Source organism: Kitasatospora sp. NPDC004272 (assembly GCF_053603035.1).
This window is the reverse complement of the sequence record NZ_JBSGET010000175.1, coordinates 1-15362: the sequence shown is the minus strand read 5'-3', so window position 1 is coordinate 15362 and position 15362 is coordinate 1. Positions and strand designations below refer to the sequence as shown.

At 73.6% G+C, this 15362-nt stretch carries 12 protein-coding genes and 2 pseudogenes; 4 read left to right on the top strand and 10 right to left on the bottom strand.

What is annotated here, in order from left to right:
• Positions 1 to 37: 37 nt before the first annotated feature.
• The 7 genes from ACWEO5_RS34475 to ACWEO5_RS34445 form a co-directional block, all read right to left on the bottom strand.
• Entirely contained in the window at positions 38 to 1228 is a 1191-nt protein-coding gene (locus ACWEO5_RS34475; protein ID WP_452166051.1) for an amidohydrolase family protein, read from the bottom strand.
• Between the two features lie 155 nt (positions 1229 to 1383).
• Positions 1384 to 2013, bottom strand: a complete 630-nt coding sequence (locus tag ACWEO5_RS34470) for a GntR family transcriptional regulator (RefSeq protein WP_452166050.1) — start codon at positions 2011 to 2013, stop codon at positions 1384 to 1386.
• A gap of 147 nt (positions 2014 to 2160) precedes the next feature.
• Positions 2161 to 3258 (bottom strand): amidohydrolase family protein, encoded by a 1098-nt coding sequence (locus ACWEO5_RS34465; protein ID WP_452166049.1) that lies wholly within the window; start codon positions 3256 to 3258, stop codon positions 2161 to 2163.
• Positions 3255 to 4922 carry an FAD-dependent monooxygenase gene (locus ACWEO5_RS34460; RefSeq protein WP_452166048.1) on the bottom strand — a complete coding sequence of 556 codons (1668 nt, stop codon included), beginning with the start codon at positions 4920 to 4922 and terminating at the stop codon, positions 3255 to 3257. Before ACWEO5_RS34460 ends, ACWEO5_RS34465 begins: the two co-directional genes overlap by 4 nt.
• Entirely contained in the window at positions 4922 to 5830 is a 909-nt protein-coding gene (locus tag ACWEO5_RS34455; protein WP_452166047.1) for an alpha/beta fold hydrolase, read from the bottom strand. The genes ACWEO5_RS34460 and ACWEO5_RS34455 overlap by 1 nt, the downstream gene beginning before the upstream one ends.
• Before the next feature lie 128 nt (positions 5831 to 5958).
• Positions 5959 to 7419, bottom strand: coding sequence for an aldehyde dehydrogenase family protein (locus tag ACWEO5_RS34450; RefSeq protein ID WP_452166046.1), 1461 nt, complete (start codon positions 7417 to 7419; stop codon positions 5959 to 5961).
• Positions 7420 to 7463: 44 nt separating this feature from the next.
• Entirely contained in the window at positions 7464 to 8426 is a 963-nt protein-coding gene (locus ACWEO5_RS34445) for an amidohydrolase family protein (RefSeq protein ID WP_452166045.1), read from the bottom strand.
• A gap of 102 nt (positions 8427 to 8528) precedes the next feature.
• Here ACWEO5_RS34445 and ACWEO5_RS34440 point away from each other — a divergent pair, with 102 nt between their 5' ends.
• Positions 8529 to 10142, top strand: a complete 1614-nt coding sequence (locus ACWEO5_RS34440) for a bifunctional 3-(3-hydroxy-phenyl)propionate/3-hydroxycinnamic acid hydroxylase (protein WP_452166044.1) — start codon at positions 8529 to 8531, stop codon at positions 10140 to 10142.
• Between the two features lie 58 nt (positions 10143 to 10200).
• Positions 10201 to 11019 carry an IclR family transcriptional regulator gene (locus ACWEO5_RS34435; protein ID WP_452166043.1) on the top strand — a complete coding sequence of 273 codons (819 nt, stop codon included), beginning with the start codon at positions 10201 to 10203 and terminating at the stop codon, positions 11017 to 11019.
• 160 nt (positions 11020 to 11179) lie between these two features.
• On the opposite strand, the gene ACWEO5_RS34430 is transcribed toward ACWEO5_RS34435, so the two are convergent.
• From ACWEO5_RS34430 to ACWEO5_RS34420, 3 genes and pseudogenes are all read right to left on the bottom strand, one after another.
• The gene (locus tag ACWEO5_RS34430) at positions 11180 to 11572 is read right to left on the bottom strand and encodes a glutaminase domain-containing protein (RefSeq protein WP_452166053.1); all 393 of its coding nucleotides are present in this window, start codon (positions 11570 to 11572) and stop codon (positions 11180 to 11182) included.
• Positions 11555 to 11871 (bottom strand): annotated as a pseudogene (locus tag ACWEO5_RS34425) (glutaminase domain-containing protein); the annotation flags it as partial. The gene ACWEO5_RS34430 and the pseudogene ACWEO5_RS34425, both read right to left, overlap by 18 nt.
• Before the next feature lie 86 nt (positions 11872 to 11957).
• Positions 11958 to 12620, bottom strand: a pseudogene (locus ACWEO5_RS34420) (DUF5127 domain-containing protein); the annotation flags it as partial.
• 783 nt (positions 12621 to 13403) lie between these two features.
• Between ACWEO5_RS34420 and ACWEO5_RS34415 the strand changes: the two are divergent.
• Together ACWEO5_RS34415 and ACWEO5_RS34410 are read left to right on the top strand one after the other, a co-directional pair.
• Positions 13404 to 15071, top strand: a complete 1668-nt coding sequence (locus tag ACWEO5_RS34415) for a ricin-type beta-trefoil lectin domain protein (protein WP_452166052.1) — start codon at positions 13404 to 13406, stop codon at positions 15069 to 15071.
• Between the two features lie 79 nt (positions 15072 to 15150).
• The coding region (locus tag ACWEO5_RS34410; protein ID WP_452166042.1) for a hypothetical protein at positions 15151 to 15362 on the top strand (212 nt) is incomplete at its 3' end.

Sequence of the window (15362 nt, the reverse complement as noted above, 5' to 3'; positions counted from 1 at the left end):
GCCGGCGCTCCGGCGCCGGCCCCGCACCGCCGGCCGGTCAGCCGGCGGGCAGGTACTCCGCGCCGCCGATCCAGATGCGCCGGATCGCGCGGGTCGCGGTGATGTCGGCGAGCGGGTCGCCGTCGACCAGCACGAGGTCGGCGCGGTACCCCGGCAGGATGCTGCCCCGGTCCCGCAGGCCGAAGGACTGGGCGGGCAGCACGGTCGCGGCCCGCAGGGCCTCGGCGTTGGTGAGGCCCGCCCGCACCAGCAGCTCCAGTTCGTGGTGCAGGCTGGTGCCGAACGCCGGCTGCACCGGGATGCCCGGGGTGTGGTTGGCGTCGGTGCCCGCCAGGATCCGGGCACCGGCCCGGTGCAGGGCCGCGACGCTGCCCTCGGCGGCCGCGTAGTCCAGGCCGGGGATCCCGAGCCCGGCGAAGCCCTCCATCATCGTCAGGGTGGGGGTGGTGGTGGTCCCGGTGACGGCGCACCGCGCCGCCGCGGCGGCGGACAGCGGGACGTCGAGGGGCACGTGCTGGATGATGTCGACGCCGGCGTCCAGGGCCCGTTCGGCCGTGGCCGCGGTCGTGGCGTGGGCCATGACGAGCCGGCCGGAGAGGTGCGCCGCCACCGTCACGGCCCTGACGGTCTCCGGGCTCAGGCCCGGTTCGTCCACGATGACCTTGATGTAGTCGGACCCCTCGGCGATCCGGGCCCGGACGAACCCGGCCGCCCGGTCCGGTCCGGTCAGCACCGCGTTCGCCGGGAAGCCCGGTATCCCGCTCTGCGGGCTGCCCGGCGCGACCCCCGGGGTGCCCGCGCTGCGGATGTCGGTCAGACCCGGCTGGTTGCGCAGCGAGGCGACGAGGGCGGGCGGGAAGCAGGCCATGTCCAGGCCGGTCGTCACGCCCGAGGCGGCCAGCTGGTGGAGGGTGCCGAGGTCCTGGAGGTGGAGGTGCGCGTCGATCAGTCCGGGCAGCAGGACGGCCCCGCCGCAGTCGATCTGCCGGGCGCCGAGGGCGCTGACGCCGATGCGTCCGTTGTCGATGACCACGGTGCGCGGCGCGGTCAGCCGGCTGCCGTCGAAGACCCGGGCGTTGGTCAGCGCGATCCGGTCACCGGAGTCGACGGTGCGGCCCTGCGCGTGCGCGGGGGCGGCCGACGCCAGCGCCTGCACGCCCGCGACGGCGATCCCGCTCGCCGCGGCCGTCCTGAGGAAGTCGCGCCGGTTGGTGTGGCTGATACACATCGTGGTGCCTTTCTGCCGGGTGGGTGCGGAAAGTGCGGTGTTCGCCCCTCAAGCGTGCCGGTATATGTGATAACAGCAGCGCTCTGACTGTGCTTCGGAACTGTTCTCGCCGCCGTGGGAGACGGCCCGTCCGTCCCGCCGGGGGCGGGGCGGGGTCAGGACAGGGCCGAGAAGGCGATCTTCTCGTTGCGGGCGAGGTGCTGTTCGACGGCTGCGGCGACCGCGTCGGGGTCGCGGGTGCGGAAGGCCGCCAGGAGGTCCGCGTGGGCCTTGCCCCGTCGTTCGTGCTCGGCGGGATCGGGGTCCAACCGGCCGAAGCCGATGCGGATGTAGCGTTCCCCCGCGCGCCACAGGGTGGTCAGGACCCGGATGTCCCAGGTGGTCGCGGCCGGGGCCAGCAGGGCGAGGTGGAAGGCGTGGTGGTCGTCGTAGATGTCCGCCATGCCGTGCTCCCGCGCCCCGAACTCGGCGGCCCGGGACTCCAGCAGCTCCAGCTCCCGGTCCGTCAGGAGCACGCACGAGCGCCGGGCGATCTCGGGCTCCAGGGCGCGCCGGAGGCGGTAGATGCCGCGCAGGTCGTCGAGGTCGAGCGGGGCGATGACCAGGCTGCGCCCCGGCCGCATGATGACCAGGCCCTCGCTCTCCAGGCTGCGCAGCGCCTCGCGGACGGGGATGAAGCTGATGGCGAGCATGCCAGCCAGCTCGCGCAGCGAGTACTCCGCGCCGGGGGCGAGGCTGCCGGTCAGGATCGCCCGCCGCAGCTCCTCGGTGGCCTGCTCCACCACGGACCGTGACGTGATGGGTTGGACGGCCCCCCGGGATGTCGCCACGGTGCTTCCCTCGCCTCGGCTGCCGATAGTCGATATCAACTATAGCCAGGCTCCGGGAGGGGCCCGCGCGCGCGGTGGCACCCCTTCCCCGGTCCGCGGCGGTCACAGTTTCAGCAGCCGTTCGGCGTTGCGGTGGGCGATCTTCTCCCGCTGGTCGCGGGTCAGGGGTGCGTGGCGCAGGAAGCCGACGGCCTGCTCGCTCTTCTCGAAGGGGTAGTCGATGGCGAAGAGCACGTTGTCGATGCCCACCACCTCGACGGCGGCCCGGAGCACGGTGTCGTCCATGACCCCCGAGGTGGTGACGGCGATGTTCCTCCCGAAGTACTCGGAGGGCTTCCGCTTCAGCGGGACGCGGGTGTTGATGTTGCGGACCTGGACGTCGAGGCGGGAGGTGTGGAAGGGCAGGAACTCGCCCATGTGGCCGACGATGAGCCTGGCTCCCGGGAAGTCGTCGAAGACGCCGCCGAGGACGACCCGCAGGGCGTGCCCGCCGGTCTCGGCGGCCCAGCTGTAGAAGGGGCCGACGAGTTCCGGGCGGTCCTTCAGCAGGCCCCAGTCGCCGGCCGGCGCCGGAGTGGGGTGGAGGTAGAGGGCGGCGCCCAGTTCCTCCAGGGCGGCCCACACCGGCCGGAACTGCGGTTCGTCCAGGTAGTGGCCGTTGGTGTGGCCGTTGACCAGGAAGCCGGCCATCTTGAGGTCGTGCACCGCGCGCCGGGCCTCCCGCACGGCCGCCTGCGGGTCCTGCAGGGGCAGCGCGGCCAGGCCGCCGAACCGGGTCGGGTGGGCGTCGACGATGCGGGCGAGCGCGTCGTTGGCGACCTGCGCGTCCCGGACGGCTACGGCCGCGTCGGGCTGCATCTGCACCCCGGGCGGGGTGAGGGAGAGGACCTGCATGGTGACGCCGTTCGCGTCCATGTCGGCGAGCCGGTACTCGGTGACGTCCGGGAGCCGCTTGAACCACTCCGCGGTGACCTCGGGCTTGAACGGGATCGCCCCGCCCAGTGCCGTGCCCTGGGTGACGAGGCCCGGCAGCATGACGGCCTCCTCGATCGCGATGATCTTCAACCGGCCGTGCGGGTCGGCTCCGCCGCCGTGCGCCTGGGCGGTGCCGGGGCTCGCCAGGACGGAGGCGCCGGCGAGCGCGGCCGCGCCCGCCGCGGTGTTCAGGGCCTGGCGTCTGGTCCAGTGGGAGGTGCTCACGGGTGCTGTTCCCTTTCCGGGAGATGGGTGTTTGCCGGCGCGGGCGCCCCGCTCGGGCGCGCGCGGCCGCTCAGGGTGTCGACGAGGGCGAGCGCGTCCTCGGGGGCCCGGTCCCCGGACCAGCCGACCACCTGGTCCGGGCGGACCAGGACGAGGCGGGCCTCCGGCGGTCCGGCGTGGCCGCCGGGCACGGGTTCGGGCAGGCGCACCACGGTGAGCGGCACGCCGCGCAGGCGGGCGGCCTCCGCGACGGCCGCCCCCGGTTCGCCGGGTCCGCGGACGAGCAGCGTCAGACCGTCCCCGAGCAGGTCGTACAGGGAGCGGCCGTCCGCGAGGAACGCGTGCGGCAGCCGGGCGCCCGTCCATCCGACGTCCTGCCGCCGCTCCTGCTGCGGGGGCAGGACCGGGGAGGAGGCGATGCGGAGTCCGAGGACCAGGTCGAGCGAGTGGAACTCCGCCTTCTTGGTCTCCTGGATCCGTGCCCCCGCTGCCAGCCGGGCCGCGGCGCCGGCCTCGTCGTCCGCGTCGAGGTTGTCGGCGAGCAGTTCGGTGGAGAGCACCCGCATGTTGGCGGTCGCCTCCTCGATGACGCGCTCCTGGACGGGCCGCCGTTCTTCCTCGTAGCTGTCGAGGAGGGCCGCCCCGCCCCAGCCGGCCAGCACGGCCGCGAGTTTCCAGCCCAGGTCGACCGCGTCGCCGATGCCGGTGTTCAGCCCGTGGCCGCCGAAGGGCGGGTTGAGGTGCGCGGCGTCGCCGGCGAGGAACACCCGGCCGCGGCGCATCCGGTCGACGATCTGCATCCGGGCGGTCCACGGGTCGGTGGAGAGGACCTCGGCGTGCACCGGCCGGCCCGCCACGGCGTCGATGACCCGCCGCGCCTCGCGCTCCCCGGTCGCCCGGTCCACCCCGAAGGCGATCGCCCACCAGGTGTCCGTCCGGTCCAGCGGCCCGACCAGCGCGGGGGCGGTCGGGTTGACGACCCAGTACTGCACGGCCGGCCCGTGCCGCACGTGCTCCCACAGGGACGGGCTCTCGAAGACCATGCCGAAGTTCGGACGCAGGGCCTCCCCGCCCAGGTAGCGGGAGCCGATCGCCTCCCGCACGGTGCTGCGGGGGCCGTCGCAGCCGATCACGTAGTCGGCGGTGACGACGCACCGCCGCCCGGAGCCGTCCTCGACCGTCACGGACACCAGGTCGTCGTCCTGGTCCACGCCGACGACCTTCGCGCCCAGGACCAGCCGTCCCGGGGCGAGTTCCGCCACCTCCTCGCGGAGCACCTCCTCCAGGAGGTACTGCGGCGCCTGCTGGCCGGTCTCCGGGAAGCGCTCGCCCTCCGGTACGAGCCCGAGCACGTCCGTGAAGCGGGAGAGCTCCCGGCCGGACAGCGAGGTGCAGAAGACGACGTCCCGGGCCCAGGACGCGGCCAGCGGCGCGCGCTTCCGGAGCCGGTCGGCCAGGCCCCAGCGGCGCAGGTGCTCCATCGTGCGCACGTTGAGCGTCTTGCAGCGGGGACGGGCCCGGGAGACGGCGGCCCGCGGTTCGACGACCAGGAGGTCGACGCCGCGGCGGCCGAGTTCCACCGCCGCCGCCAGGCCGACCGGCCCGCCGCCCGCGACGAGCACCTGCACGTGCCGCGGCAGGGCCCGGTGGTCGGCGGAGGTCATCAGGCCCCGCCCTCGGAGGCCGGCCGGGTGGCGGCCCAGTGGGCGCACTCCTCGGCGAACGCGAGCTGCCGCAGGTGCAGGGCGCGGCCGAGCGTGTGGTGGTCGATGCAGTGGCCGGTGCCGCGGGCGACGCCCGCCTCGACGAACGGGGCCGCCGTGAACATCGCGGCGAACCTGGCCACGTTCTCCGGCCCGCTGCTCCACAGGGCGTCGAACTCGGCGAGCGCGTTGTGCACGGGGACGCGGACCCGGGGCGCGAGGGCGGGCAGGTGCTCCTTCGGCCACCGCGGTGCCTGCACCAACTCCCGTACCGGCACCGGCGCGTAGGACTCGTGCGCCTGCCGCAGCCCTTCCTCCCCGTAGGTGTGGGCGGGCCCGAACATCACCTTGTCCCGCTCCTCGTAGGGCAGGTCCACGGTCAGGTCCGCCGGGAGGGAGCCGAGGGCCTCGGCGGCGCCGCCGCTCGGGATGACGGCCCCCATGCCGGTCGCCGAGACGCCGATCAGGGGCAGGTCGTCGGCGGACGCGGCGATCATCAGGGCGATCATGCCGCCGATCGAGTGGCCCACCAGGAACACGCTGTCGGCACCGAGCCGGGCGGCCGCCTGCGCCACGGCGGCGCCGAGCAGTTCCGCGTGCCGGGCGAAGGTGTTGGCGTCCGGCGCGAGCGGAGTGCTGTCGCCGTAGCCGGGGCGGTCGAAGGCCACCACCTGGTGGCCGTGCGCGGCGGCGAGGTCGACGAAGGACCCTCCGGGGGTGCCCGCGACGTCGAAGTACCGCGCCGTGTACGTGCCGCCGTGGAGGGCGGCGATCAGCGGTTTTCCGGTGGGGACGGCGGGACCGGCGGTGAACGCCGCGATCCGGTGTCCGTCGACCTCAAGGGTCAGAAGGTCGCGCTGTCTGGCCATCTGTGGCCTCCTTGCCAGGGGATGGTTTCCGGGGCGCCGCCCGGGCCCTGCGACCCTAGGCGCTATATGTGATAACAGCAAGGGATCGGACGGCCCGCGGAGCGCGGGACGCTCCGCGGGCCGGTCCGTCAGCCACCGTGCGGTGCGTAGTCCTGGGTGATCTGCTTGTACTCCAGGAAGTCCTCGACGGAGGCCGTGCCGCCCAGCCGGCCGACGCCGCTGGACTTGAAGCCGCCCTCCTCGAACTCGACGGTCAGGTTCGCCCAGCTGTTGACGGAGATCAGCCCCGCGTTGAGCTGCCGCGCCACGCGCAGCGGCCGGTCGGCGTCGCGGCTCCAGATGCAGGCGCTGAGGCCGTACTCGGTGTCGTTGGCGAGCGCGACGGCTTCCGCCTCCGTGTCGAAGACCTGGAGCGTCTGCACCGGGCCGAAGGTCTCCTCCTGGACGATCGCCAGCGAGGAGTCGGGCACCGTGAGGAGGGTGGGGTGGTAGAAGGCGCCGCCCGCGAGTTCGGGGCGCGTGCTCGGGCCGCCGCGGACGACCGGCACGGCGCCGGCCGCGATCGCCGCCTCCACGGCGGCGTCGACCCGGGCCACCGCCGCCCGGTCGATCAGGGGGCCGATCTGGCTGTCCGGGTCGGCCGCCGGGCCGGGGCGCACGGCCTCCAGCCGCCGGGCCAGGGCGGCGGTGAACTCGTCGGCGATCTCCCGCTGGAGCAGGACCCGGCTGCCCGTCATGCAGAACTGCCCGGCGAACACGGTGCACGACTGCACGGCGGTGGCGAGCGCGGCGTCCAGGTCGGCGTCGGCGAAGACCAGGTGGGGCGTCTTGCCGCCCAGCTCCAGGCCCACCCGCTTGAAGCGGGCCGCGGCCGCCTGCGCGACGAGCCGCCCGGTGGCGGTGCTGCCGGTGAAGCTGATCACCGGCACCCGGGGGGACTCCACCAGCAGGCGCGCGACGTCGGAACCGGATTCGACGACCACGTTCACCGCGCCCCGGGGCAGTTCGGGGACGGAGGCGAGGATCTCGCTCATCAGCGCCGCCGTCCGGGCCGCCTGCCCCGGCATCTTCACCACCGCGGTGCAGCCGGCCGCCAGGGCCGGGGCCAGGGCGCGGATGCAGAGGTAGGCGGGGGAGTTCCACGGCACCACGATCCCGGCGACGCCCACGGGCTGCCGGATCGTCATGGCCTGTCGGCCGGGGTGGGTGTCGGTGACCCGGCCGTGCGGCTGGACGGCCAGGCCCGCCGCGAAGCGCAGGGCGCGGAGGATGAAGTGCGCCTCGAAGCCGGCCTCGTGCCGGAGCTTGCCGTTCTCCCGGCACAGGGTGTCGACGACCTCGGGCATGCGCGCGTCGTACGCGTCGGCGAGGTGGCTCAGGGCGGTGGCCCGCAGCATCGGGTCCAGGCGCCAGGTGCCCCCGGTGAAGGCGCGGGCCGCCGCGTCGACGGCGCGCCGCCCCTCCTCGGCACCGCCGTCCGCGTACCGGCCGATCGTCTCGCCGGTGGCCGGGTCGATGCTCTCGGACGTCCGGGCGGAGTCGACCCACTCGCCGTCGATCCAGTGCCGTGCGGTGTTCTCCATGGTCATGCCGGTGGCTCCTTGCTGGTGGGTGGTGGGGGAGCGGGGGCGGGTCAGAGGCCGAGCAGGCGCTCCGCGTTCAGGTGGGCGATCTTGGCCCGATCCTCCTCGTCGATCGGGGCCGACTCCAGGAAGGCGGTGGCCTCCGCCATCTCCTCGAAGGGGTGGTCGGTGCCGAAGAGGACGTGGTCGGAGCCCAGGGCGAGCAGCGCGCACAGCAGCGGCGGGGTCGAGCAGACGCCGCTGGTCGTGACGTACAGGTTGTGCCGCAGGTACTCCGAGGGGTTGCCGCGGGCGAGCTCGATCCCGTGGTGGTTGTGGTAGGCCCAGCGCGAGTCCAGCCGCCACAGCACGTAGGGCAGTCCCTCGCCCATGTGCCCCAGCAGCACCTTGGCCTCCGGGAAGTCGTCGAGGACGCCGCCGAACACCAGGCGCAGGAAGTGGGTCGCGGTCTCCGACCCCCAGCTCCACATCGGCCCCACGAGCTCGGGGTGGCCCTGGATGACGTGGGGGGTGCCGACGCCGTTGGCGGGGTGCAGGTAGAGCGGCACGCCGAGACCCTCGGCGCGCTCCCACACCACGCGCAGCTCGGGGTGGTCGAGGTACCGGCCCCGGGTGTGGGCGTTCACCAGGGCGCCGCGCAGGCCCAGCTCGGAGACGGAGCGCTCCAGTTCCTTCGCGGCCGCCTGCGGGTCCTGCAGCGGCAGGGCGGCGAAGCCGGCGAACCGGTCGGGGTGGTCCGCCACGACACCGGCGAGCAGGTCGTTCACCGCCGCCGCCCGGGCGACCGCGGTCGCGTTGTCCGCCTCGGCCTGGATGCCGGGGGAGTTGAGGGACAGCACCTGCACGTCGAGCCCCGCCGCGTCCATCTCGGCCAGGCGCTCCCCGGTGATGTCGAGCAGCCGCCGGGACGCCTCCCGCCACTTCTCCGGCTGGATGATCGAGGCCGACGAGGCCCCGTAGTCCGCCAGTTCCGGCGTGACGAAGTGCTCCTCAAGGCCGATGGTGCGCATCATGGTTCCTCGTATTTCACTTATATGCATTGACTTCATCGATGGTGAAACGTACGTTCCGTCCGTGTCAACCCTCTGGAAGGTTCGAGAAGTTGGAGGTGCCCGATGACGGGTGCGAACGGCGCTACCGGTGGTCGGTTCCCGGACGGGAGCACGGCGGACGTGGTCGTGGTGGGGTACGGGCCGGTGGGCATGGTGACCGCGGCCCTGCTGGGGAGGGCCGGCCACCGGGTCGTGGTCCTGGAGCGGTACGCGGGCCTGTACAACCTGCCGCGGGCGGCCAGTTTCGACGACGAGACGATGCGGACCCTCGCGGGCCTCGGCGTGGCGCGGGACCTGCTGCCCAAGGTGCGGGTGCAGCCCACCTACGAGTGGCGCAACGGCCGGGGCGACCTGCTGCTGGAGCAGCACTTCGCCGAGGTCGGACGCAGCGGCTGGCCGGAGTGGAACATGATGTACCAGCCGGACCTGGAGGAGGCGCTGGACGCCGTGTGCCGGTCGATGCCCCACGTGGAGGTGCGGCACTCCAGCGCCGTCGTCGCACTGGAGCAGACCGCCGAGGGCGTCGTGCTCACCGTCGACGGCGCCGAGGGGCGCCGGACGGTCACCGCCCGCTACGCGGTGGGCTGCGACGGGGGCAACAGCTTCGTGCGGTCGGCCCTCGGCGTGGGGCTCTTCGACTACGGCTTCTCCGAGCCGTGGATGGTGTGCGACTTCCGCTTCCGCAGGCCGACCCCGGTACCGCCCGCGCTGCAGCTCGGCGACCCGCTGGGCCCGACCTCGGTCATCTCGCTGGGCCCCGCGCACCACCGGTTCAGCTTCATGCTCGACTCGGCGGACGACTTCGAGACCGAACGCGACCCGCAGCGCGTCTGGAAGCGGGTGGCGCGCCACCTCACCCCCGACGACGCCGACCTCATCCGGGTCGCCACGTACACCTTCCGCTCCCTCATCGCGGACGACTGGCGACGCGGGCGCGTCCTGCTCGCCGGTGACGCGGCGCACCAGATGCCCCCCTTCCTCGGGCAGGGCATGTGCTCGGGCTTCCGCGACGCGCAGAACCTCGCCTTCAAGCTGGACCTCGTCCTGCGCGGGTCCGCACCGCCGGAGGTCCTCGACACCTACCAGGCGGAACGCGAACCGCACGTGCGCGCGGTGACCGAGCGGGGCATCGAGCTCGGCCGCCTCCAGACCCTGCGGGACCCGGAGCGCGCCGCGGAACGCGACCGGGTGCTGCTGGAGCGCCGTGCACGGTCGGCGGCGCCCGAGGCCGTGCGCCTGCCGGGTCTGGTCGACGGCCTGTTCTCCAGCGAACGAACCGCCGGCCGGGGGCAGTTGTCGGTCCAGGGCGTGGTGGACGACGGCACCCGCAGCGACCGCTTGGACCAGGTCGTGGGCGGCGGCTTCCACCTGCTGGTCGACGCCGGGGCCCTGGAGGCGCTGGAACGCTCCGGCCTGCTCGACGAGTTGGCCCGGGCGGGCGTGCGGGTCGTCGCTCCCGGCGAGCGGGCCGCCGCCCACCCGCGGGCGGCCGTCGTCCACGACGTGCACGGCACCTACCGCCGCTGGTTCGCCGAACTGGACTGCGCGGCGGTGGCGGTCCGGCCCGACTTCTACGTCTTCGGCACCGCGGGTGACCCCGACGCCGTCGGCGGCCTCGCCGGCGAACTGCTGGGCGCGTTGAGGGACGGTCCGGACGGGCACGGGGCGGGGAGCTGACGTCCGGTACCCGCCACCGCACGAGGAACGCTGACCGGCCGTTCACTATGATCCCGCTGTGAGTACTCAGCCTCCCCCCGACTCCGGCGCCGGTGACGAATCGCCGGCGCGGCAGGGCATCCAGTCCGTGGAACTGGCGATGACCGTCCTGCGGGCCCTGGAGGAGGGCCGGGGCCCGATGAGCCTGACCCAGACGGCCGCGGCCGCCGGCATGCAGCCCAGCAAGGCCCACCGCTACCTGGTCAGCCTCACCCGGGTCGGCCTCGTCGCCCAGTCGCCCAGCTCCGGCCACTACGACCTGGGGCCGGCCATGCGGCGCCTGGGCGTCGAGTCGCTGCGCAGGATGGACGAGGTGGCGCTGGTCAGCGAGCACCTGCCGGGGCTGCGGGACCGCACCTCGCACGCCGTCAACCTGGCGGTGTGGGGGGACCACGGTCCCGTGGTCGTGCGCTGGGAGTACGGCGCCCACGCCCTGCCGATCACGGTCCGGGTCGGCGCCACCATGCCGCTGCTGAACTCGGCGATGGGCGGGGTGTTCCTCGCGCACCTGCCCGAGCAGCTGACCGGCTCGGTGCTGCGCGGCCAACTGGAGGCGGAAGCACTGGACGAGGCCGTCCGGGACCGCGTCGACCGGATCAAGGAGGAGGTGCTGCGCACGGGAGTGGCCACCACCGTCGGGGGCGTCATCCCCGGCGTCACCTCCCTGGCCGCCCCCGTGTTCACCGCGGGCGAGTCCTTCCCCCTCGTCGTCACCCTGGTGATGCCCGCGCGCGGCCTCACGGAGCACGACACGGCCCGCCTCTCGGCGGAACTGCTGAGCTCGACCCGGGCCATGTCCGAAGTACTGGGACACCCGGTGGTCCCGCACCGCCCGTAGCACGCCCGTGCCCGTTCCTCCCCGGTCCGGACCGGGGAGGAACGGGGGAAGCCGATCGGTGGACGGACGGTCACGGCCGCTCCTCCTCGCGGGACGGGAGGCCGGGGGCTTGCCGGGATCAGATCAGGCGCCACAGGTGGTCGGCGGACCCGTTGTCCTCCTACTGGGTGACCCGGGCACCGTCGGCGGTGGACATCCCGGAGACGGCCAGCACCTTGCCCGAGTTGCGGTTCTGGATCCGGCACCAGGCCGTGCTGGAGGCCGCCGGGGGCAGCAGGAGCGCGAACGCCCCGCCGACCACCGGGCGGGCGGCGAAGCCGCGTTGGGCGGCGGTGGCGACCACGTACCAGTCGGTGAAGGGCACCCGCTGGGCGGCGCCGGTGGCGAACTCGTACACGCCGTTGACCAGGAGGTCGCGGGTGGCGGTGCGGTCGGCGAGCCGGGCCGCCGTCCACAGCTGCCGGTCGACCTTTCGGCGCAGGACCGGGTAGTGCGCGCGGGCGAACCGCACGGCCTCGGCGGCGGGCAGCCGTTGGACGACCGCGGCGGCCATGATGAGCGTGTTCGCCGACTCCTCGACCGGCGTCGACTCCTCGTTGCCGTCGTCGTGCCCGTCCGCGTCGGGGTAGGAGCGGCCCAGGTCGTGCTGGGCGAAGGTGTTGGGCCGGCCGCCGTGCTCCGGGTGGTCCAGCAGCGGTTCCAGCAGCATCCGCAGGTAGGCGGGGAGAGGTACAGGTACACCGGGAACGTCGGGTGGAGCACGTCCACGGTCGACAAGTTGCCGCTGGAGGAGATCTCCTTCTGGAACGCCCAGGGGGAGCCGTCCCGGTCGACCAGCTCGGCGCCGGCCACGGCCTGACGCAGCGCCAGGGCGCAGACCGCCGCGTGGTGCTCGCCCGTGGTGCCCCGTCGACGGCGGCGACCGCGTCGTCGTGGACGCGCCGGTCGAGGGCGGTGGCGGCGGCCGGCGCGGCGTCGTGGTCGTTGTCGAACCACGCCACCATGTCCGTCCACGAAACCCAGTAGCGCGTCCACCACGGCTGGAGCTGCGTACCCAGGTAGCTCACGGCGGGCGTGCGGACGTGGCCCAGCGACAGGGTGAAGGCGGGCGAGGGCGTGCCGGGGGTGACGGTGCCGAAGTCCCGGTTGAAGCCCAGGACCGGCCAGCGGTCGTCGATCGCCCGGGGCCGGTCGGTGTCCACGGTGCTCCCGAGGCGTCCGCCGCTCGCCGAGGCGGCGCGCACCACGGTGTCCTGGCCGATCTGCCAGCTGGCGCCGGTGGGCGCGGCGAGCACCAGGCGGCCCCAAGCGGCCTGCTCGTCGCCCTCCCGCAGGACCGCCGGTGCGGCGGGCTCGGCGCTGAGGACGGTCAGGCCGCCGCTCTGCTGCTGATTCCAGGTGATCTGCGTGCTGCTGTCGCCGTGCACCCACTCGTCGGAGACGTCGACGTGGACGTCCACGCTGTGCGCGCGCCCGTCGCTGCTCGCCGCCTGCACGGTGACGTAGCTGAGCGGCACCGACTGGCGCTGCAGGTTGCCGAGGTCGACGGGGGAGAAGAAGGTGACCGTGAGGGTCACCCCGCCGCTGCTGAGGGTGTACACGGAGCGGGTGGCGGTGAGCTGCACGGGGGGAGCCGAGGCTCTCGGGACTCACCATGGTCCGCTCTCCGGTGGGGTGGGGAAGGTGGGCGACCGGCCAGGGACTTCGGATCCTCGACCGTGCTGGAGCGGTGGAGCGGTGGAGCGGTGGTGGCCTGGAGGTCCGGGGCGGGGGCGGGAATCTGCCTGCACCGCTCATTCCAACGTTGCAACGAGCGAACAGAACGGCATGGAACCATCGACCGTGTCGCACGTCCAGACCTTTGGCAAAAGTCCTCGCCGACCCGGCGGAGGCGGCGGTGGAGGCCGCCGCCTCCGCCGGGAGGAGGGTGCGAGATGCGCTATTGACTTCATTGGTTCAGTCCAATAAGTTCACCGCTCGGAATTCGCACTGCACAACTCGGCTTCCTGGTAAGGGCTTTGGTGTTCCATCGGCCCGGTCCAGGGAACGGCCGCAGTGCTGTGCGCCGTTCCCGCCCCGCGTACGCCGGTGGACTTCGGCCCGGACGCCTGCGGGGCGTTCGTCGCCCGCCCCGGCTCCCACGGGCGGACGCGTCCGCGTTCGGGAAGCGGCGCCCGCTCGTCGGGGCACCGTCCCGGGTGTCGGTGTCGAACCGCGGGGCGGACGTCCGGTGGCCGGCGCGGCTTCGCCCGCGCGGCGCGGCCCGGGGACGCCGTCGGCCCCTGCCGGTCCCGCGCAATCGGATCCTTCTCTCGGAGGCTGAACACATGCGACTCAAGCAGGCACGGACACGACAGCAGGGGTGGAGGAGGGCGCTCTCGTTGGTGCCCGTCGTCGCGCTCACGGTGGCCGCCACCGTCACCGCGACGACGGGTGGCGCGGTCGCGGCACCCGCGCCGCCGTCGGGCTTCTCGCTCACCTGGAGCGACGACTTCAACGGCGCGGCCGGGACCGGCATCGACCAGAGCCTGTGGAAGTACGACACCGGGCCGGGCAGCAACTTCGGCACCGGCGAGATCGAGACCATGACCAGCAGCACCTCGAACGTCTACTACGACGGCCAGGGCCACCTGGTGCTCCAGGCGCTGCACTCCGGCTCCGACCCGCGCGGCGGCTGGACCTCCGGCCGGGTGGAGACCCAGTCGGCGTCCTTCGGGGCCCCGGCGGGCGGAGTGGTGCGGATGGAGTCCGTCCTCCAGCAGCCCGACGTCAACACCTCCAACGGGGCGGGCTACTGGCCGGCCTTCTGGATGCTCGGCGCGCCGCTGCGCGACGGGGTGACCTGGCCGAAGTCCGGCGAGGTCGACATCATGGAGGACATCAACGGCCGCAGTTCGGTCTTCAGCACCCTCCACTGCGGCGTCAACCCGGGCGGCCCGTGCAACGAGTCCACCGGCATCGGCTCCGGCGAGCGCGCCTGCCCCGGCTGCCAGACCGGCTTCCACGACTACGCGGTGGAGATCGACCGCTCGGTGGCGCCCGAGCAGATCCGGTTCTACCTGGACGGGAACAACTTCTACACCGTCAACGCCAACCAGGTGGACTCGACGACCTGGGCCAACGCGGTCGACCACCCGTTCTTCATCATCTACGACCTGGCGATCGGCGGGGGCTTCCCCGACGCCTTCGGCGGCGGCCCGAACGCGGCCACCGTCTCCGGCGGCAAACTGGTCATCGACTCGGTCGCCGTCTACAACAAGGGCGGTGGTTCCGGTGGCGGCGGCGGTACGGTGACGGGCCAGACCATCACCGGCCCGGGCGGCAAGTGCGTGGACGTGGCCGGCGACGACACCGGCGGTGACGGCACGGCCGTGCAGCTGTGGGACTGCCAGTCGGGCGCCAAGGACCAGCACTGGACCTGGAACGGCCAGACCCTGCAGACCCTCGGCAAGTGCCTGGACATCGCGGGCGGCGTCAACGCCAACGGCACCAAGCTCCAGCTCGCCACCTGCAACAGCGGCGGCTACCAGAACTGGGTGCGCCAGAGCGACGGCTCGCTGCGCAACCCGACCAGCGGCCGGTGCGTCGACTCGCCCTCGGGTGCCACCGCCAACGGCACCCGGCTGCAGATCTGGGACTGCAACGGCTCCGGCGCGCAGAAGTTCGCCATCGGCACCCCGATCTACGGGCCGGGCGGCAAGTGCGTGGACGTGGCCGGCGACGACACCGGCGGCGACGGCACGGCCGTGCAGCTGTGGGACTGCCAGTCGGGCGCCAAGGACCAGCACTGGACCTGGAACGGCCAGACCCTGCAGACCCTCGGCAAGTGCCTGGACATCGCGGGCGGCGTCAACGCCAACGGCACCAAGCTCCAGCTCGCCACCTGCAACAACGGCGGCTACCAGAACTGGACCGCCAACGCCGACGGTTCCATGACCAACCCCACCACCGGCCGGTGCGTCGACTCGCCCTCGGGCGCCACCGCCAACGGCACCCGGCTGCAGATCTGGGACTGCAACGGCTCCGGCGCCCAGAAGTTCGCCCTCGCCTGAGAACGTGTCGGGCGATCGGGTGATCGCTGGTTCTTGAGGTCGCCGGCGAGACGGGGACCGCTTCGGTCTCGATGGGGCCGTGCGGCTCGACCGTCTCGCCGGCGAGGCGTGCGGCCACGAGGCGGACCAAGGCGGTCTTGATCATCGCTTCGGCGTGCGCGGTCCTGCGCTCGTGGTCCCCGGCCAACCGTCCGCGCCGACCCAGCCAGGCGGTTGGGTCGGCCGCGCGGTGGGCCCGCTCGACCAGTGGCACGGCTCCGGCGCGGCAGCGCGCCCGCCGCCCCGCACGGT